Below are 19,678 nucleotides of genomic sequence, written 5' to 3'. Positions count from 1 at the left end.
AACCAGCTTCGCTACACCCTCAAAAAAGCACTCTTGGAACCTACACGAAACGCATGCTTTTGTCAACTGGATTGCCGATTACCCGATTGCCATACATATTCTCCTCCCGTATACTGCTTTCAAGGAGTCAATCATGCAAGAATCCATCATGCTGTTCTTTCTCAACATTGCAAACCCCACCCTTGATTTTCTGGCCAACATCGCCTCCGCTGTGGGCGAACAGACCTTCGTCATAGCAGTCATTCTCTACATCTTCTACAACTATGACAAGAAGAAAGGATTTGGACTTTTCACCTCAGTCCTGTTTGCCGTCCTCGGCATGGGAATCCTCAAAGCCATTGTCCGTGCTCCAAGGCCGTTTCAGGTACTCGAATCCATAGGCGGCAAGCGTCTGGAAACGGCTACCGGCTATTCATTTCCCAGCGGACATACCACCACCGGATCAGCTTTCTACACCGCTCTCGCCCTTACCTTCAAAAAGCGCTCGGTAAGCATTTTCTGTGCAGTCATGATGGTACTCGTAGGCTTGAGCCGCCTCTATCTGGGCGTACATTGGCCGATCGATGTCTTCGCAGGGCTTTTGCTGGGTGTGACCGTCAGCTTCGTGGTAAGCCGTTACCTGAATGCTCTGTACGATGACATGCAAAAGCGTATACGCCTGAGCATGTGGATCGGATCTCTTTCCCTCGTCGCAGGGGCTATAACAGCGATTCTCCTCAACCTGAGCCTGATTGATGAAGTTGCTTTCACAGATCTCATGAAAGTCTTCGCCCTTGGTGGCGGCGGCTACCTGGGTTTTGTTTTGGAGAGTAAAAAAGTAGGTTTCATTGTCGAGGAGAAGAGAAGTAAACAGATTCTCCGCTATCTACTCGGACTGATCGGAATCTTGGTGTTCATGGGAGCCAAAGCGGTGATCCCAGAGTCGCTGTACGCACTTGGAGCATTCCTTCGCTATACAATGGTGGGACTATGGGCAACAGGACTCTATCCACTTATAGGAAAAAATCTCCGCCTTTTCGCTGGTTCTCGATAAACTTCGGCTCGATGCCCTTGGTGATCAAGAAGCGTCTGAGGTCGAGCATCTCGTTGAGGTGCCCGTAACAGAGCTTGTGCATCATTTTTCCGCACATGATCGCATCATCGAGGGCATAGTGTGCCTGGTACTCCATCCCAAAGTAGTCAACCAAATAGGCCAGCTTGTAGCTGAGCATTTTCGGCCAAACCTTCTTTGCAATGGTCAACGTACAGAGGTACGGCATCTGCCTTGCTTCCAGGTCGTAGACCTCGAAGCAGCCCTTCAGTACGCTCATATCGAAAACGGCATTATGGGCAACCAAAAGATCTTTAGCGATGAAGTCGCGCATGGCCGGCCAAATCCCATCAAACTGCGGGGCGGCAAGGCACTCTTCATCCTTGAGCTGGTGCACCACTGTCATGCCCGGATCGAAATAGGGGTGCTTGGGATGGATGAGTGAATAATAGGTATCCAGCAACACCCCCTCTTCATCAAAGCGGGCCAAGGCGACTGAACAAGCTCCACCTGGATACCCGTTCGCCGTTTCAAAATCTATTGCAACATAGTTCATGCTTGTTTTCCCAACATGATGGAAAGAATCGTTTTATCCGTCTCCTCCATCCCTTCTCGACTGATCCTTGAGAGGAAATCCATGGTCTCTTTACTGCTTTTCCCTACTATACCGCTCTCATTTCCCGGTGAAATACCTCTGATAGCGAGTTTGCAAGCAAGGTTCGCAGCTTCCACGCAACTGTAAATCTTCAAGGCACAGGTCATCTTCGCCCCATCACAGATGATGCCGGTCAGGTTGCCCACCATGGTGTTGAAAGCCCTGTCCATCTCTACAAGCGTGCCATCGAGCAGATAGACCAACCCGCACGCAGTACCGATGGCTGCCGTAAAAGCACCGCACAAGGCGCTGAGCCTGTTTTTTCTGGCAGTCAGGGCAAGACCGACCAATTGGCTGAGCAGCAGGGCCTTGGCCAGCTTCTCATCACTGCACTGTAGGTATGAACCCACAACAGCCAAGGGAACGGTCAGGGTGATGCCTTGGTTTCCGCTGCCGCTGTTGATAATGACTGGAAGCGGGCACCCAGCCATTCGTGCATCGCTGGCCGCAGCCGCCATTGCGGAAGCAAGGCTGAAGGCTTCAGCGAGACTGGAAGGGTTTTTGCCGATCGGCTCGGCGGCAATTCTGCCTACGGACAGTCCGTAGGGGTGATCCATTGCATGCCGGGCGATGGCCATGTTGGTCTCTTTGGCTTCAAGGACCAAATCCAAGGCCTCCTGGGGTGCCTCTTGGACCCATGCGAGTAATTCCGACAAGCAACTGCCGCCCATATACTGTTCATCCTCCTCTTCCAAGGAGGAACCACAGGCATCGACTGCCAAGCTGAGCAGAACCTGCCCATGCTGCTCAAGATAGCTGAACCGGTCGTGTTCACCGCTGATCACAGCCACAGAAGAGCCTGTCTCATTGTTAGCGATCACCTTGATATACAGAGAAGGGACTTCTGCATCTATGGAAAGCGAAACCGGCATGGAGATCGCCCGCTGAATTTGTTCTTCGGTCAGCTCACTGAGAATACTTAAGCCTTTCTCAACATCACCGCCTGCAGCACCAAGAGCCACTGCCGCCTGGATTCCTTTGAGTGAGCAATTCGGCAGACCCACTCCCATGGAGTTTTTCACCATATCCCTGCTCGTTACCACGTGCAAGGTAGTGGGATATCCGTCCAACAACTGAGCGGCCTTCGCACCTGCAAGGGCTGAGGCTGCAGGTTCCGTGCACCCCATTGCAGGGCGCATCTCCTTATACAATACCTTCAGGTAATCATCCATATGAGGACTATAGCATCAGGCCAACCGGCTTTCCAACCCCAAAGAGAGAAAAATGATCAGCGGGGTACGTCGGCGATAAAGAGCATTCCCTCCACATCCAAGGTATAGGAGGAGAGAGAGGCCGCAACCACATGGCAACTTCCTTTTTGCAGCGTACGGGTCTCAGTGGATGATTGGAATACCGCCTGCCCTTCCGTTACGAACAACAGCTCGATGCTCCTTCGCTCATTGATGTGGTAGGTCCCGCTCTTGAGCACCATCAGGTGAAACTCCTCGGTGGGAGTGAGTACGTGAAGCCGTCCCGAACGGCCAATGAGCATCGGAGCTTTCTCTACTTCCTTGCCCTTGATCTCCAAGATTTTCATCAGTTCCTTCACGTCCACTTTCTTGTTGGTAAGGCCGCCGCGCAGAACATTGTCCGAGGCGCTCATCAGCTCAATGCCGTTGCCCAGTACATATGCATGGAGCGTCCTTGGCTCCAAATAGAGGGCTTCACCCGGATGCAGGTGCTTGACATGCAAAAGAAAGGGGCAGAACAATCCGGGGTCCTTGGGATAGGCGCCATAGCAGGAGAGTACGATGCCCTTGCTCTCCAAAAAGGCGCCGTCACCGGTTGCAAAGGGAAGCTCCTCGTGCTGTTTCAAGGAAGCGATATACTCACTGATGAGCGTTTCTAGCACCTCGGGCGGCATGGTGTAGATGTCTTCAAATAATTTTGCAAGAAGTGTGTCTGGATCTTCAACTTCCTTATCCAAATACAAGAAATGTTTCTCATACCCATTGGGAATGAGAAGTTTCAAAGTAGGGATGATCTGCTTGAGCGGCCTGAAACCACACATTGCCGTAATAGGAGTAAGAGCATAGATTACTTCGGCCTTACGATTCGGATCCTTGTAGTTCCAAAGTTCCTTGCTGTGATGGGCACGGAACAGTTCTTCCTTGGCCCACCCCTCTTCAGCTTGTGCCTTGGTAGGATGTACCTGGATGGAGAGGGGCCTGTCGATGGCCAGAACCTTCAACAAGAGGGGAAGCTGTTCACCAAAGCAGTCCACATGTTCCTGCCCGAACCAATGAAGACTGTCCTTTGCAAGAAACGCAGAAAGCGGTTCATCACTTTCAACGACTTTGGCATCGCCGCTTGGATGTGTACCAAACCAGAGCTCTGCTTTGCTCTTTCCATCTTCTGCTTGAGAGAGAAGAGCGGGAATGAATGAGTTGTTGCCCCACTCATACTCCTTGATGTGTCCCTGAATTTGAACTATGTCCATACCGTCCTCCTTATACAAGTATAGGAGGCTTACGACCCTAGGGCAAGACAAAGCCCGCCGGACGGCGGGCCAAGCAGAAGAAACGACTTCTTATTTCTTGTAGTAACGGGGCAGGAACACCATCGCTGCGGTAAAGCAAATGAGTGTTGCCAACCATGCTACAAAGACGTTGAGAGTGATGCCGCCGAAAATGAATCCTACCAACGTACAGATTGCTGCAGTAACGGCATACGGCATCTGGGTTGCTACGTGCTCAAGGTGGGGACATCCTGCACCAGTGGAAGAGAGAATGGTGGTGTCGGAGATCGGGGAGGCGTGGTCACCGAAGACCGAGCCGCCGAGGACGGCACTTACACTGATCATTGCTGCGTTGAGCAGAGCGGAATCAGCGAGACCCTTTGCCTGGGCAAGGCCGACAGCGATGGGCATTACAATCGGGATCATGATGGCGAATGTGCCCCATGAAGTTCCGGTTGAGAAGGAGATCAGGGCAGAAAGCGCAAAGGCAATGACGGGGACCAGAGCAATCGGGAATCCTCCACCGACCACCACATCACTGAGGAAGGCGGCAAGGCCGAGACCTCCGTCTTCCGGGCTGCTCTTGATGACTGTCCCGATGGTCCAAGCCATAGTCAGGATGATCAGTGCGGGCACCATCGACTTGATACCGTCACCGATGGCTTCGCTTGCCGATTTAATCGTGAAGAGCTTGCGGGCGGTGTAGTAGATGTAGGAGATCACCAAGGTGAAAATGACTGCATAGAAGAGGGCCATGGATGCGTCGGTGTTGTTGAAGGCATCACCGAGGGACATGGAGGCTGCTGCCGCACCCAAGCTGGTGATGCTCTCCCCATCGATGGCACCAAGGTATGTGGTGATCGGGAAGAGAAGCACTGCAGAGACAATGAGCACAAGAATGGGGAAAAGCATGTCCAAGGGCTTTGCTTTTGCTGCATTCTCATTGCCGCCGATGTCCACTTCACCAGGGGCGGGACCATAGGTCTCGTTGTAGAGCTTGCCCGTTTCCTTGGCGTACGCGATGCTGCGGGCCATGGGGCCGTAATTCCTACCGGTCAAGATAATGACCAATACCATGAGAATGGTAAGCAGGGCATATAGATTGTAGGGTACGGAGCGCATGAAGAAGGAGAATTCGCTTACCCCGAGAGCTTCAAATCCTTCAGAACCCTTGACAATCGACATCACCGTGATGACCCAGCTGGAGATGGGTACAAGAATACACACAGGAGCGGCCGTTGAGTCGAGGATGTAGGCAAGCTGCGCACGACTTACTTTGTTCTTATCGGTGATCGGGCGCATGACCGTTCCCACAGCAAGGCTGTTGAAGTAATCGTCGATGAAGATCAAGAGTCCGCAGAACCAGGTCATCAAAAGGCTGGTCTTCTCGGTATGCAGTTTGTCAGCTGCCCACCGGCCGAAGGCATGGGCGGAACCTGTCTTGCTGAGCATACCGACCAAGCCGCCGAGCAATGCACAGAAGAGGAAGATGCGGATGTTCCATCCATCATTGAGTGAACCTGCAATCATGTCGGTAAGATTGATGATTGCCATCAAGGGATTACCACCGGCTACAATGATTGCACCAGAGAAAATACCCAGAAACAGGGATACCATTACGTCCTTGGTGATAAAGGCAAGGGTAATGGTGAGAACGGGAGGAATAAGTCCCCAAATTCCAAAACTTGTCATATTGACCTCTCAATTAGGGTGAAAGCCCCTCTCTGTGTGATATAGCGTGACTATAACACGGCTTTCGTTACAAAGTATAGGTCGATACATGCAACTTTATGAAATTTTACACAGAATGTTATCAAAATAACAGAACTACAATTACCCTACCGAGCGCACGTGGAAATGCCCTCCTTTGCAGGGAGGGCATTCCAGTTGAGTAGAAGAAACGCCTAGCGAGAGAAGAGCGAGAATCGAAGTGAGAGTGCATCGATTGGCTTCCCACTGATTCTTGAACCATATTCCAGTGTGTAATAGGCTGCATCGATGTGGAAGATCAGCAAATCGAATCCAACGCCGATTGATTGATAGCCCTGATTTAGCCCATACCGGAAGTCAAACAGACTCAACAACCTTGCAGAGGCTCCAAATCGTACTTGAGAGAGAAGTGCATTTGTCAAATCATCTCCAGTCTTTCCAGAGAGAGCAAGAACATCCAACACATCGACTGCAATGATGGGTCGGATCAAGGAACCAATATTCGGCTCCCAAGTAAGGCCGGTATCGAGTGTCCATTCAGAGTCAATAGTGAAGCTGGTAGACGTGAAGAAAGCATCATCACTTGTATCATCCCCAAAACTTTCATTGAGAACCTCTTCAGCCCAATCGTTCATCGACTGAAAGGTATTCATTGTATAATTACCATTCAAGTTTTTTGCCACAGTAGAAAGCGTCAGCCCGCCCGGAAGGTTGAAGTTGACACCAGCAGAAAGAGGTAGTGCATACCCACCAATGAGAGGCATATCATTAATGAATTTATCACCAAAATCATCTTCATTGTTAATCATGTCGATGATGGTATTTCCACTGAGCGCCTCGAGATATACCTTGTAGACTGCTTGGGCAGCAACCCCAAGGTCGATACTCACCTTCTCAGCAAGGTTGATTCGGAAACCGAAACCGACAGTTGCGGCAGTCGTAACCTGGGCAATCAAATTGGTATCTGTTATTCTATAATCAGTTTTGTATGACATCAACCGCTCTTGAGCCTGCAATGACAACCCAAAACTTCCTAAAGTAATAGTTGTAGAAATATCTGTAGTAAGAACATCACCATAGACTTTCTTGATGGTATTAAGAAACTTTTCAGCACCAACAACCATACCATCTTCACCCTCTGCGAAGTCTTCAATCATCCCACTCTCAAGAATTGCCTTGGGATTGAATGCCGTCACCGTTATAGAAGGAAATGAGAAATTAAAACCGGCTTTTGCAAGGTTTGCGGGGTTAACCAAGAAGCTATCATAATACCCCTTCACCCCAAGGCCAGCACCACCCATGCCAAGTAATCTTACACTCGTCCCGATAAAAGGCTCAGCCGACTGTTTGTAAGTAGGATTAGTTGGGCTATAGTCAGTTGGAACAGCAAGAAGAGGTGCCATGCCAAGCACAAATAAAGCAGCAATAAGAATAAAATATTTTGATTTCATAATGCACTTCCTCCTTATGTTCCTGAGTTATAGCTATCAAGCAAGCTTTGCAAACTCAGTTGTCCAGAAAAATCAATGGAAGTTGAGTCAGTCAACTTTCCTGCAATCAGTGCGGTGAATGACGCATCAGCAGCCAAAGCAATAAGCTCATCGTCAGTAGGATCAGTTGAAGATTCTATTGTCTCAACCGCAGTTTTTACTATATTGGCCATCATCTGGAGAACTACGACATCTCCTTGGGTGATTCCCTCCGCATCCGGTGTAGGGATTGCGAGAGTCTCAAGCAGCTCAATAACCTTAGCATCGTTTTCATCCGAAGAATCCAAGTCATCTATTACAGACTGTAAAGTCGCATTAAAAGTGGCTACTGTTCCTACCACTGCGGTTTGCTGTTCTGAAGTAGCGGGATTCTTCATTGCCTCAACCAAAGCTTTCTCTTCATCCGGTGATGCAATTGCATCTGCAAGCTTATTGTTCAAACTAGAACGATCGTCATCATTTTGAGGAATCAAGATTACAGTAACTCCAGCAGGTACAGTAACCGAGGTCCCAAACTCTGAGGTTGTCCCTCCACCGGATACACTGGCAACGCCACTCCCGGTACCAAGTGATGTCGCCAAGGTCTTTACTGCTTCAACATTTTCTATTGAAGCTTCAACAAGACCGCTCTCTACATACACATTCCCACCGAAGTTGCCCATAAAACCGGCTAGGTTGGAACGCATATCAGCGTCACAGGAAATGAATGCGATTGTTAGCATAGGTACTAACAAAACCAGTACGAACATTTTCTTCATGATGCCCTCCTTCTGTGGGGGAACCATACGGTATCTTCCCACTCCATCACGCATGCAAGTAAAGGATATCTTACGGCAACTATCAGGCGATATGTCAGATATGTCATATCATCATACTTGGAAAACTAACTTACAGCTAAAGCGTTACACATTTTCATAGTATTGTCCACTGTAGACCACCAACTGTACAAGCAGAAACTTTCGTCTCAGCTTGTATACCGGTTTTGTGGGTATCTGCTATTTGAAAAACAAGTGCTTGATCACCTCAATGTTTGCTTTTCTATTCGCTTCCTCACTTTCATACAGGGTTGCAATCCTATCCTTGTAGAATTCTGCCGTCTTGTAACGGACCAGCTTCAACGTTGAGTTTACCAGGCCGTCAGCCTCGCTGAACGGTTTCTCAATAATGGCAAACCGGGAAGGAATCCACATACCGGGGATGGCTGAAGCTTGCGGCTCGTAGGACTTCAGCTCTGCAACAAGCACGTCCAAAGCCTCTTCGGCACTCTTGCAACCATTCTCCTCAATCAAGCGGGTGGCAACATCCTCCTGCAGCGTAACCAAGGCAGTGGTGATCATCTGATGATCATTGTACACCATCAGCTGATTCAACACTGAAAGGTTGTTGACCATCACTTCCTCAACCTCTTCCGGACTATACTTCTCGCCATCCTTGTTGATCAAAAGAGCCTTCGCCCGGCCGGTTACAACCAGGAACCCATCCTCGTCGTAGTAGCCAAGGTCGCCGGTCCAAAGCCAGCCGTCACGCAACACCTCGGCACTTGCAGCAGGGTTCTTGAAATACCCCTTCATGACATTCTCGCCCTTGATGACGATCTCGCCGCGCTGTCCGACCTTTGCCTCGGTGGTCTCGTCCACCATGATCTTGCAAATCTCGCTCTTGGCCACCATGCCGCTGGTACCAAATTTGTAGCGATGAGGAGTATTGCTGCTGATAATCGGGGCTGCCTCGGTAAGGCCGTAGCCTTGGAAAACAGGGACTCCGATGGCAGCAAAGAAACGTTGCTGCTTTGCTTCAAGCAATGCTCCACCGCCTACACAGTAGAGCATCTTATCCCCGAATATCTTACGAAGTTTGGGAAAGACCAACAGGTTTGCCAAGGTATACGGCAGCCATGTCTTGATGCGGATCCAAGTGCCACCCTTGTGAAAGCCATCGCCGTTTCTCAGCATGCCTGCCTCCAAGCCCCTGTTGAAAATACCCTCGACGAATGAACCCTTTTGGTGAATCCCCTGAATCATTTTCTTCATGAAGTTGCCCGTGATGGAAGGGACGGTCATCAGGAACACCGGATTCAACTCCACAAGGTTTTTGGGGAAATTGCGGATGATTGCGGCATTGGAACCCCGTGAATCGACAAAGTGCAAGGTGATGCCCCGCAATAGCGAAGTGTAGATTCCCACCGTATGGGCGAAGCTGTGGTCGACCGGAAGGACGACCAAGGTCTCAAACTGCGCATCGGGAAGCTGGAACAGCTCGATTGCATCGTGGGAGTTGACCCAGTAGTTCACATGGGTGAGCATGATGCCCTTTGGATTGCCGGTCGTCCCGCTGGTGTAACAGATATTGATTGTATCCTGCTCGCTGATCGTCGCCTCAACATCACGGACCAGCTTCGGCTGCTTCTCAAGCAGGGCCTGGCCATCGGAGAGCATCGTCTGATAGGGGACATAGTCGACATCCTGCTTCCAGCCGGCCTGGCGTATCTGGCTCTCCAACCGATCATCCTGTTCGTCGAGGTAGATGAACATGACATGGTGATCGAAAAACGGCAATGCCTTGACAGCATTACCCAGCGTATTGGAAGAGACTGCCAAAGCTACAGCCTCACTGTGGTTGATCCTGAAAGCAATTTCCTCGGGTGTCAGCTTGATGGACAGAGGAACGCTGATCATCTTTGCCTTGATGGCACCATGCTCACAGGTAACCCAGGAGCTCTTTCCTTCACTGAGAATGCCCACGGTCTGCTCAGCCTTGAAGCCATGATCGAGCAGGTAGGCAGCAACATAATCGGATTGAATATCGGTTTGCTTAAAAGAACAGGGTTGCCAGCCTGCTTCCATTCTCGTATTGGTATAGGCCCGGTCCCCGTATTTCTGAGCTGCATCGTGCAGCATCTGAATAATCGTTCTTTCCATCGTAAGCCCCTTTTATGTCCAAGTGTTTTTATACTTACACGTATACCCCAGATGTCAAGAAAACACAAGGAAAGAGAAGAGGCTAATCATGAAATTATGGTGAATCAGGCACTTCCGATATGCAGACCGGACTCACACTCCACCGCAAACTCATACATCAAACCATTGAAAACCTTCGTACAGCGTCCAACCAAGGACCCATCATCCAGTACACACAGGCCCCTGCACCACAGGCTTGCTGATTTGCAATCGATGCCGAGTTGCTTGCAGATCTCCTCATTGGGATTGATTGCAGCCACCTTGCCGTTGATGAAGTGGCAGCGCTGTCCGGTTTTTCTTCCTACTATCTCAAAGAAGGATTGGTCGCTCGTCTCATCAAGCAAAGCCAAACTGGAACCAAACCGGGGGGATACGTAAAAATCACTCAAGACTGAAGGCTTTCCATCGACGATGTGCAGACTCTTGAAGTGCCACATCATCCTGTCCTCCGGACTGTCCGAAAGGTTGAACTGCTCCTTATCGGTCGGCGAAGCCTCCACTTGCTCTTTCAGAAGAATCTTGTACGTGCCTCTCGGAACGAATTCTGATTCAGACTCAATAATCTGAGGATACCCCAAACCGACAACCGATCGTTTGAACAATACAAAAGACCCCCGGCCTCTCGTTCGTGAGATGTATCCTTGGTTTACCAAGCCATCGAGAGCCCTCCGAATGGTCACCCGGGACACACCGTATTGCTCACACAATTTCATTTCAGTAGGAATCCTGTAGCCCTCCGGCCATTCACCGAAAATGATCTTCATCTGAAGCTGGGTAAACACATGCTTGAATTTCAATGCCATAGGAGCCTCCGGATAGTGCAAGTTCAGGAGTTGTTTTGTATCATAAGTATAATACAAATTTTGTATCAATTCATTAAGGATTTTGACTTAATTTAGGATACGTTTTACATATCCTATGGATACTTTATTGTACTCTATGTACAGTTTATAAAATACTAATATTTCATTGATTTGCTGAGAGCATGATTTTCTTGGCTTTTCCATACAAGCAGGCAAAAACAGAGAGGTTTTTCCTCCCCTGCACTCCGATGACTTGCTGATGATTGGGTCAAGACCCTTTCTTTCTTGTTGAAGTATGAGTATTATAGATATTGATACAATGTCTTAACAGGAGGAACCAATGGCTTACACTGAACCGTATGATGCAATAGACGAAAAAACGAGGGACATCTCTCGTGCAATAACCAGTCTCAGGGAAGAACTTGAGGCGGTTGACTGGTACAACCAGAGAGTAAACACGACCAACGATTCCGAGTTGAAAGGCATCATGGCCCACAACCGTGATGAAGAGATTGAGCATGCTGTTATGACTCTGGAGTGGCTGAGAAGGAACATGGATGGATGGGACCATGAGTTGAAGACCTATCTGTTCACCTCCGGCTCCGTGCTGGATGTCGAGGAAGGCGGTGCAGCAACTAGTGGTGCCGGCGTCTCCTCACTGTCGATCGGCGACCTGAAATAACACCATTGGAGGATAGTTGACTATGGATATGTTTAAACGCGAACTCGCCCCTCTTTCCGCACAAGCATGGGCCGAAATAGAAGCACGGGCAAAACAAGTACTGCTCTCCCGCCTTACCGCCCGCAAGGTGGTTGATGTCGACGGTCCGAAGGGCATCGACTTCACCGTGATCAGCGAAGGCAGGCTTGCCTTGGTTGACGATGGCGAGGTGAAAGCCGGAACCTATACGGCCAAGCCTCTTACCGAAGCAAGGATTCGTTTCTCGCTGAACAAGTGGGAGCTGGACAACCTCGCCCGTGGCGCGAAGGACATCGACTTCGACAATCTCGATGCCGCCTTGGAAAAGCTGGCCCTCTTTGAGGAGAATGCTGTGTACAACGGGTATGCAAAGGGAGGCATCAAGGGCCTGAAGGAGTCATCTGCACATAAGGCACTGACATTGGGAACCGAAAACAACGACATCCTCAACTCGATTGCAGAAGGGATGCTGTTGCTCAAGAAGTGTTTCATCCACGGCCCCTACACGTTGGTTGTCAGCAGGCAGACATGGCTGCTTCTCAACCGTGACTCCTATGGCAAGAGCCTTCTGGACAGAGTGGAGAAGATGCTCGGCTCGAAGGTGGTGCTTGCCAACAGCCTGGAAGGGGCTCTTCTGGTTCCCTACAACAATGAGAATCTCGAACTGACCATCGGACAGGATTTCGCCCTTGGTTATGAAACCCATGACACCAAGGAAGTCACCCTCTTTGCAACCGAGTCCTTCACCTTCAGGGTGCTGGAACCGAAAGCAATCGTTGTATTCAAGTAACCAATTTCCATCAATATGTGCTCTCGAAGGCCGGGTCGTATACCCGGCCTTCATCTTTGGGGCAAAACAAACCCCCTCGGTCCAAAGACAAAGGGGGCAAGAGCGCCAGAGGGGAATCGAACCCCCGTCTCATGCTTGGGAAGCACGAGCACTAACCATTGTGCTACTAGCGCGACTGTCCAGCCATCATAGCAAAATCGAAAGGGGTTGTAAATATCCTTGGAAAAATCTTAGCAGAACAATCTCGTACCTATCTCCTTCTCGCCTTGGGCGGTATTGAACACAACAACAGAACCAAAGCCGGTGCATCCCTCGGCATTGAAGGTATCGGTGGGGGTCGCCCACTCCTGGTGTGCAACTACTACGATACATTGTTGATCTCCGCGTTGAATTTTTACCGCCTCAATCCAATCGTCACCGAAACGAATCTTCTTGAAGTTGCTCATCACCCGTACCTTGGACATCCTGGCCGGGATGAACTGTCCTGCCTTGTTCACCGAAATCAGGGTGAACAGGGAACCGAAACCAACCGATTCAATCTCGCTTACCAATGTTTTATTGTTGACGAGTTGGTTGTAGTGGCGTGAAAGGCGGGTAGACTTGACAAATTGGGTGACACCCCCTCTACAGGCCGTCAGGACCTGAACCTTTGAAAGCGGACTCTCAAAGAACGTTCCATCATCGGTCAGTTTCACCTTGCCGCTGTCATTGAAATGGAGGTAACTCTGGTATGTGTGCTCGGCTGCACTCAAGAAAGCATCAGAGACGAGAATCAAGTCCTCGCCGAGCGTGACAATCGTCCGTTTGGGAAGCACCCCGACATCGAGATATCCTTGATGGCTGCCTTGCAGAGCACAGTAAGGGCCCTTCTGTACCGCTCGGAAACCCAAAGGAGCCGAAAGCTTTGAACACTCCCAACTATCCTTGCAGACAGTAAAATTCTTGCGGTCGACGGTGGTGGTATTGTGAGCGGTACTATCCTTGAACTCAAAACGCTCGGCCTTCGGTACATAGGTGAACCGCCCTGCATCCACCAAAATATCTTCACCATTGGCAAAAAGGTCGAAATGAAGCTTGTCGCTGTGCCCATGGCCTGCACCAAGCGTTCCACAGTGAAACCTCAGATACATACCACCTTGCCTGATGATCGCATTCCCGCTTTCAAAGAGAACGCTGAGCCTTTGTTGCATTTTGATTCCCGGTAGGCGGTCATACGCCGCAATTGCTTCGGCCCCCAGGTCCCAGACACAATCGAAATCCAGATGGGGATACCCGGCTCCCTTCAGTTCGCCGTCGTTATACAGGTAGGCACCCTTGCTGACGATATCCCGTTGGTCGATGCGGTCGCTGTCCCCCATGCAGGGTTCAGTCCCGTCGGGTTTCTGCCAAGCCATGCCGGCACGGCACATCAGGTGGGTTTTCTCTCTGATCACTTCATCAATCGGAAGAGAGAGCCGCTTGGCCATCAGCACCACATCCAAAAAGTCGTGCGTCACCTCGTTGTGGTACATGGAAGACTGCTCCCATTGCACCCCGTCATCGTACACCTGGATCTGTATCTCCAGGGCCAGACGCCTCAGAGCCTCCTTGGTGTACATGTCAGTGGTTTCACTTTTGGGCAGGGCAAGGGATGCAAGGAAAAGCCCATGGTTCTCCAACACTCCCCAATTGCTCATCAAGTGATAGCTGTCCCACACCGAATAGAGGAATCGGGCATGCTCGGCAACCGAGCAGAGAAAGACATCAATGACCTCTTCAGTGATGGAAGGACTATCCAGGAAGTACTGCATCGCCTTGGTCCAATATTCCATTCGCAGTCCTGCCTCGATGGACCTCCAAGCCTTTGCACAGGCAGGGTCGGTACGTTTGACTCGCCCGCACCAGTCGCACAACTGATGGGCGAACGCCCTGGCATACTTCTCATCCTTGGTGCATGCATACGCCTGTCCAAGGCAGATCCAGAACCGCATCCGGTTGAAAGCGAAGACCCACTCGCTGTCATCACCGCTCTGGTGGAGCCAGTCGATCTCATCTGCAAATACCACCGGCTCGAAGGTACGTTCCATATCCCAGCGCAGGTTGAAAAGGAATGATTGGTTGACCACATCATCGGCGATGGTGATAATTTTTTGCAGCGTATCGGCTTCATGGGTTTTTACATAACGGGCAACAGCATCCCTGTCATCCAGAAAGCATATTCGTGTCTGCTTTGCATACTCATTTCTTGTCATCCAAGCCTCCTACCAGTACGAAATCCAACCACCCTTGAGCCTGGTCAGTGCCTCCATGTAGAAATAATCACCCCATGAGACACACTCATCAACCCCTTCAGGTATACAGGTATTATACGGTGATTTCTTGGAATATGTACCATGCAAAACCAAACCGTTGGAAAGATTCGGATCGGTGACGCGATAGTGTTCATAGAGGCTTTGCATCAAGGCCTTGGCCCAGGAGACGTAGTATGCCGCTTCATCGGCATCAAGCATCGAAGCCATCTCCAAAAAACCGCATGCTGCGATGGAGGCAGAGGATGAGTCGCGAGGCTCATCCCCTTGGGTGAAAATCAAATCCCAGTAGGGAATCAAATCAGAGGGAAGCCTGGAAAGAAAGTACGCAGAGGAGGTTCTGAACTGCTCGATGCACGCAGGATCGGAGGTATAACGGTAGCTCATCGCCAAACCGTAGATTCCCCATGCCTGACCACGGGCCCAGGAGGAATCGGCCCGATAGCCTTGGCAGGTCTCACCACGAACAGGGAATCCTGTCTCCGGATCCATGAAGAACGTATGAAACGTTGAACCATCGGCCCGAAAAGAGTTGGCAAGACAGGTTTGGGTATGTCGCAGGGCGACCGAGCGATACTTCTCATCACCTGTCTGTTCGCCAGCCCAATACAGCAAAGGCAGATTCATCAGGCAGTCGATGATGAAGCGGTAATTCCCCTTCGCCCCCATCGCTCCCCAGGCTTGGAGAAATGAACCTTTCTCTTGAAAGCGCGTGAGCAGCTGATCGGCAGCAAGCAGGGCGGCCCTCCTGGCTCTGAGGCTTCCATCCAACTTGTACAAGGAGACACAGGAGGGTGTATAGAGGAAGCCCATATCGTGATGGTCCACCTCGATCTTCTGCTCGATCCGCGAAAGAAAGCTCTCGCACAGAATATACGCTGCATGCAAAAACACAGGATCGGAGGTATGTTCATATGCAAGGCAGACCTCACCCGGCCAGAACCCGCAGGTCCATTGATTGTTCTCGACTGCGGGATAGAAATTGTTGACCGATGAATGGTTCTGACACTGGTAGGTGAACGAACTCAGATTCCTTCTGACTTGGCTTGCAGCCTCATCGAGTGCTTTCAGAACGGTTTGGTTTGCAATCTCTTTCATTCCTACCCCTTCAGGCCCGCAGTAGCAACACCCTGCACGAAGAACTTCTGTAAAGCAAGAAAGACTATGACGACAGGAATAAGGGCCACGACACTTGCCGCCATGATCAAGCCGTATTCACTGGAGTACTGGCTGATGAACATCCTCAGGCCAATCTGGATGGTCTTGAGCTCCATCCTGGTCAAGTAGAGCAAGGGTCCAAGGAAGTCGTTCCACGTATTGACGAAGGTGAAAATTGTCAGCGTGGAGAGAGCCGGCTTTGAGAGCGGGAGCATGATCCGGACCCAGATCCGATACTCGCTCATGCCATCGATTCTCGCAGCTTCACACAGCTCATCGGGTACGCTCATATAAAACTGCTTCATCAAAAATACACCGAAGGCGCTGAACGCCTGGAGAAATATGATCGCCAAATGGGTGTTGTTCAGGCCGAAGGAGCGCATCAATATGAACTGCGGAACCATATACACCTGCCAAGGCATGGCAATGGTGGCCACATATCCCAAGAAAAGAATATCACGACCTTTGAACTGCAACTTTGCAAAGGCATAGGCGGCAAAGGAGGAAGTAAGCAACTGCAGGAGGGTTACGATGATGGTGAGCTTGGCTGTGTTCTTGAGAAACTGAGCCAAGGGGATGGTGGTCCAGATTTCTGCATAGTTCTTCCACCTGGGATTGGAAGGAATCCACTCGATGGGGAATGTAAAAACATCCTTGTCGAGCTTGAGCGACGAGCTGAGCATCCATACAAAGGGCATCAGCATCGCAAGCGAACACACCACGAGGAGCGTATAAAGAAGGGTCTTGGTAACTTTTTGTTTGTTGGAGTATATTTGCATGCTGTGCCTCTCTAGTGCATCCGCTTCTCAGAGCTGAATTGAATCAAGGTGACGGCGAGTACCAGGGCGAAGAGCACCATGGCCACTGCACTGGCAGAGCCAAGATTCCAACTGATGAAGGCCTTGTTGTAGATATCATAGACCAGGACCAACGTGGCAGTCCCCGGACCGGCCTGGGTTACCATATAGACAATATCATAGACCTTGAAGCACTGGATGGTGAGCATCACCAATATAAAAAAGGTGGTTGCGCTGAGCTGAGGGACGGTTACATAGCGGAATCGCTGCCAAGCGTTTGTCCCATCGAGGTTTGCCGCTTCATACAACTCAGGATTAATGCCCTGAAGGCCTGCAAGGTATATAATCATGTAATACCCCATGTACTTCCAGACGCTGAACAGTATGATGGTGATCATCGCCCAATCCTTGTCTGCAGCCCAACCTGGAACATTTTCGAACCCAAGTGCATATAACAGCATGTTCACCGGTCCCTTGGAGGGATTGAAGATCATATTCCAAACAGCGGCAACGGCAACCAAGGAAGCGATGTACGGGAAAAAGATTACCGTTCGAAAAAAATTACGGGCCTTTATGCCCTGGTTCAGAATCACAGCGAGAAACAAACTTGCCAGCAGGGTGAGTGGAACCGTACCGGCGGTATAGACAATGGTGTTTTTCAAGGCTGCCTTGAACTGGTCGTCGTGCAGCAACTCGGAAAAGTTAGCCAATCCCGCCCACTCCATGGGATTTGAACCATCCCAGTGAAGAAAGGCCAAAACAACGGCAAATACAATGGGAACCAGCGTAAAAATGGCAAACCCGATGAAGTTGGGCGCTATGAAACTATAAGCAACCAACTGTTTTTTGAAGTTAGCTTTCTTTGAGGCCATGAAACCATCCTCTCGTACATACTATGGTACAGGGAGCACTTGCCCCCTGTACCCGAAACTGCGGAGAACTTATTTGGCCAGAATCTTCTGAACCTGTTCGTTCATCTTTGCAAGACCTGCATCGATGCTGATGTTGTTGGTCATGATCTCATCATGGACCTGGTTGAGGACGACCTCGATCTCACCGGCTCTCTCGTGCAGCGGCATCTCAAGGTAGGTCTTGGCAACCTGCAAAGCATCCCTGCTGCCCTGGTCGGAGGGGAAGCCGGGCTTGGAAGCGATGATCTTTACGACCTCGGCATCCTTGATTGCGGGAATCGTACCGGTCTTGGCAATGATCTGGGCGCCTTCAGGTCCAGTGACGAACTTCACAAAGTCAAATGCTGCGTCCTTCTTCTTGGAAGCATTGCTGACACCAAGACTGGTGATGGTTCCAAGCGTCGTTCCGGCAGGCACACCTTCGGCATGAGGATACTTGGCCAGACCCCAGTTCTTCACCTCGGTCTTGCCCTGCTCGATCTGGTTGATGAGGGTGGCGATGAACCAGGAACCCATGTTCATCATGGCTACACTGTTGTTGTAGAAAACCCCGCTGTAGTGGGTGGAAGAGGTCTTGAGGGTGGCGTAATCCTGTACAATGCCATCCTTCTGCTGACTGAGGACCATCTCATAGTAGGGCTTGAGGAAGTTGTAGGTGCCGTCGACGATGGTATTCTTGCCATCGAGGATACCGAACAGCTGTACTGCCGATCTCCAAGTATGGTAGTGGGCGCCGTAGACTTTGGCAGCTCCTGTGCCGCTGGTCATCCTGCGGGCGAGTGCATCATATTCAGCAAAGGTCATGTCGTTGTCGGGATATGCAACGCCGGCTTTGTCAAAGACATCCTTGTTGTAGAAAATAACCCAGAAGTCACTGCGGAACGGGATGCCGTAGAGCTTGCCGTCGACAGAAATCTGGTCGGTGGTGCCGCCATACAGGGAAACGTCGACCTTCTCGCTCTTGATCTTGTCGTTCAGGTTCATCAAGAGATTGCGTTTGACCAGGTTGTTGTATCCCGGGATGTCCTTGATGGTGACTATATCGATCGAGGAGTCTCCACCGGAGAGCTGGGTCTGCAGCATGGTCATAAAGTCAGCAGAGCCGAGGTCAAGCATTTCGATCGTGACATTCGGGTTCTTTGCCTCGTAAGCCTTGATCAACGGTTCGTAATAGGTTGTGGATGCTATATCCCACAATGCCCACTTGAGGTTGGTCGTACCTTCGGCCGTGGATGCTGCTGCTTCCTTGGTTCCCTGTGCGAACACAGAACTGAATACCAGGCAGAGTACCAGAATGATAGTGAGTGCCTTTTTCATGATTAAACCTCCTTACGGTTCATACAAGCCGGGGATATTCCCCGCTTCCAACATCAAGGGTACGGCCCATTTTGGCACAACTCCATGTAATTCGCTTGACAAAACATTGACAATTTTCCGCAAATCTTGAAAATCCTGCACTTTTATCTTCAAACCTGTAGAATTTTCCGAAGATGTTCCCATCCATCAGCTTTCTGATTGCGGAAACCAAGAATCTGGTCCCATACTCTACCAAGGAGGTCTGTATGCGACTGAAAACCCTGAAGGGAAAAATTACCCTGATCACGGTGACATTCACCCTCACCCTTGCGTTTTTGGTGGCCACCTTCAGCTTTTTCCTCTTTCGGTCGTTTGCCCTCCAAAGCCAGATCTCCTCCACTGAATTCAACCTGCAGTTCATCGGGGCGAAAGCCAGGGAGCACATGGTTGCCATCGATTCGCTGATACGCTGGAGCACCACCAATGCCCAGGTCCTCGCCTATTTGGAGACGGAGGGAACACAGAACGACCTGATCACCTATGAACGGGTGAAGGAGGAGGTGATGAACAATCTTGCCCAAAGATATGTAAGGATTTGTTAAAAAATAAATCATTTATATATAGCATATATTGAC

At 50.2% G+C, this 19,678-nt stretch carries 17 protein-coding genes and 1 tRNA gene; 4 read left to right on the top strand and 14 right to left on the bottom strand.

Translation table 11 applies throughout. The annotated features are described in order from the left end of the window. Positions 1-133 precede the first annotated feature (133 nt). Positions 134-1,033, top strand: coding sequence for a phosphatase PAP2 family protein (locus tag B3K89_RS11885; protein ID WP_293908717.1), 900 nt, complete (start codon positions 134-136; stop codon positions 1,031-1,033). On the opposite strand, the gene B3K89_RS11880 is transcribed toward B3K89_RS11885, so the two are convergent. From B3K89_RS11880 to B3K89_RS11845, 8 genes are all read right to left on the bottom strand, one after another. Next, positions 993-1,586: an exonuclease domain-containing protein gene (locus tag B3K89_RS11880; protein WP_293908719.1), complete on the bottom strand. Its 594-nt coding sequence runs from the start codon at positions 1,584-1,586 to the stop codon at positions 993-995. The genes B3K89_RS11885 and B3K89_RS11880 overlap by 41 nt on opposite strands. Next, positions 1,583-2,857, bottom strand: a complete 1,275-nt coding sequence (locus B3K89_RS11875) for a serine dehydratase subunit alpha family protein (RefSeq protein ID WP_298502374.1) — start codon at positions 2,855-2,857, stop codon at positions 1,583-1,585. Before B3K89_RS11875 ends, B3K89_RS11880 begins: the two co-directional genes overlap by 4 nt. Before the next feature lie 56 nt (positions 2,858-2,913). Further along, a complete protein-coding gene (gene manA, locus B3K89_RS11870) occupies positions 2,914-4,125 on the bottom strand; it encodes a mannose-6-phosphate isomerase, class I (protein WP_345907443.1) in 1,212 nt (403 codons plus the stop codon). A gap of 90 nt (positions 4,126-4,215) precedes the next feature. Then, complete coding sequence (locus B3K89_RS11865) at positions 4,216-5,835, bottom strand: Na+/H+ antiporter NhaC family protein (RefSeq protein WP_320350409.1); 1,620 nt, start codon at positions 5,833-5,835, stop codon at positions 4,216-4,218. Positions 5,836-6,047: 212 nt separating this feature from the next. Continuing rightward, positions 6,048-7,304 carry a hypothetical protein gene (locus B3K89_RS11860; RefSeq protein ID WP_320350411.1) on the bottom strand — a complete coding sequence of 419 codons (1,257 nt, stop codon included), beginning with the start codon at positions 7,302-7,304 and terminating at the stop codon, positions 6,048-6,050. Between the two features lie 14 nt (positions 7,305-7,318). Then, positions 7,319-8,101 (bottom strand): hypothetical protein, encoded by a 783-nt coding sequence (locus tag B3K89_RS11855; RefSeq protein WP_320350413.1) that lies wholly within the window; start codon positions 8,099-8,101, stop codon positions 7,319-7,321. A 237-nt stretch (positions 8,102-8,338) separates the two neighbouring features. Continuing rightward, complete coding sequence (locus tag B3K89_RS11850; protein WP_345907442.1) at positions 8,339-10,261, bottom strand: AMP-dependent synthetase/ligase; 1,923 nt, start codon at positions 10,259-10,261, stop codon at positions 8,339-8,341. Positions 10,262-10,365: 104 nt separating this feature from the next. Next, positions 10,366-11,103: a GntR family transcriptional regulator gene (locus tag B3K89_RS11845; protein WP_345907441.1), complete on the bottom strand. Its 738-nt coding sequence runs from the start codon at positions 11,101-11,103 to the stop codon at positions 10,366-10,368. A 340-nt stretch (positions 11,104-11,443) separates the two neighbouring features. On the opposite strand from B3K89_RS11845, the gene B3K89_RS11840 reads away from it, so the two are divergent. Both B3K89_RS11840 and B3K89_RS11835 read left to right on the top strand, forming a co-directional pair. After that, on the top strand, positions 11,444-11,785 hold the full coding sequence (locus B3K89_RS11840; protein ID WP_345907440.1) for a ferritin-like domain-containing protein: 342 nt from the start codon (positions 11,444-11,446) through the stop codon (positions 11,783-11,785). Between the two features lie 22 nt (positions 11,786-11,807). After that, positions 11,808-12,593, top strand: a complete 786-nt coding sequence (locus B3K89_RS11835) for a family 1 encapsulin nanocompartment shell protein (RefSeq protein ID WP_345907439.1) — start codon at positions 11,808-11,810, stop codon at positions 12,591-12,593. Positions 12,594-12,694: 101 nt separating this feature from the next. Here the strand turns inward: B3K89_RS11835 and B3K89_RS11830 are convergent. The 6 genes from B3K89_RS11830 to B3K89_RS11805 form a co-directional block, all read right to left on the bottom strand. Then, positions 12,695-12,766, bottom strand: a tRNA-Gly gene (locus tag B3K89_RS11830). Positions 12,767-12,823: 57 nt separating this feature from the next. Then, complete coding sequence (locus B3K89_RS11825; protein WP_345907438.1) at positions 12,824-14,824, bottom strand: alginate lyase family protein; 2,001 nt, start codon at positions 14,822-14,824, stop codon at positions 12,824-12,826. A 9-nt stretch (positions 14,825-14,833) separates the two neighbouring features. Then, positions 14,834-15,979, bottom strand: a complete 1,146-nt coding sequence (locus tag B3K89_RS11820; RefSeq protein WP_293893736.1) for a glycoside hydrolase family 88 protein — start codon at positions 15,977-15,979, stop codon at positions 14,834-14,836. Positions 15,980-15,981: 2 nt separating this feature from the next. Beyond that, complete coding sequence (locus B3K89_RS11815; RefSeq protein WP_293893733.1) at positions 15,982-16,818, bottom strand: carbohydrate ABC transporter permease; 837 nt, start codon at positions 16,816-16,818, stop codon at positions 15,982-15,984. 11 nt (positions 16,819-16,829) lie between these two features. Next, entirely contained in the window at positions 16,830-17,708 is an 879-nt protein-coding gene (locus tag B3K89_RS11810) for a sugar ABC transporter permease (protein ID WP_345907437.1), read from the bottom strand. Between the two features lie 69 nt (positions 17,709-17,777). Next, positions 17,778-19,064 carry an ABC transporter substrate-binding protein gene (locus B3K89_RS11805; RefSeq protein WP_293893727.1) on the bottom strand — a complete coding sequence of 429 codons (1,287 nt, stop codon included), beginning with the start codon at positions 19,062-19,064 and terminating at the stop codon, positions 17,778-17,780. 245 nt (positions 19,065-19,309) lie between these two features. Between B3K89_RS11805 and B3K89_RS11800 the strand changes: the two genes are divergently transcribed. After that, positions 19,310-19,645, top strand: a complete 336-nt coding sequence (locus B3K89_RS11800; protein WP_345907436.1) for a hypothetical protein — start codon at positions 19,310-19,312, stop codon at positions 19,643-19,645. The last annotated feature ends 33 nt before the right edge of the window (positions 19,646-19,678 follow it).

It is taken from the genome of Sphaerochaeta sp. UBA5849 (assembly GCA_002432715.1).
In the GTDB taxonomy this organism is placed as follows: domain Bacteria; phylum Spirochaetota; class Spirochaetia; order Sphaerochaetales; family Sphaerochaetaceae; genus Sphaerochaeta.
Note: the sequence above shows the minus strand (reverse complement) of the source record. Positions and strands in the feature narration are given on the sequence as shown.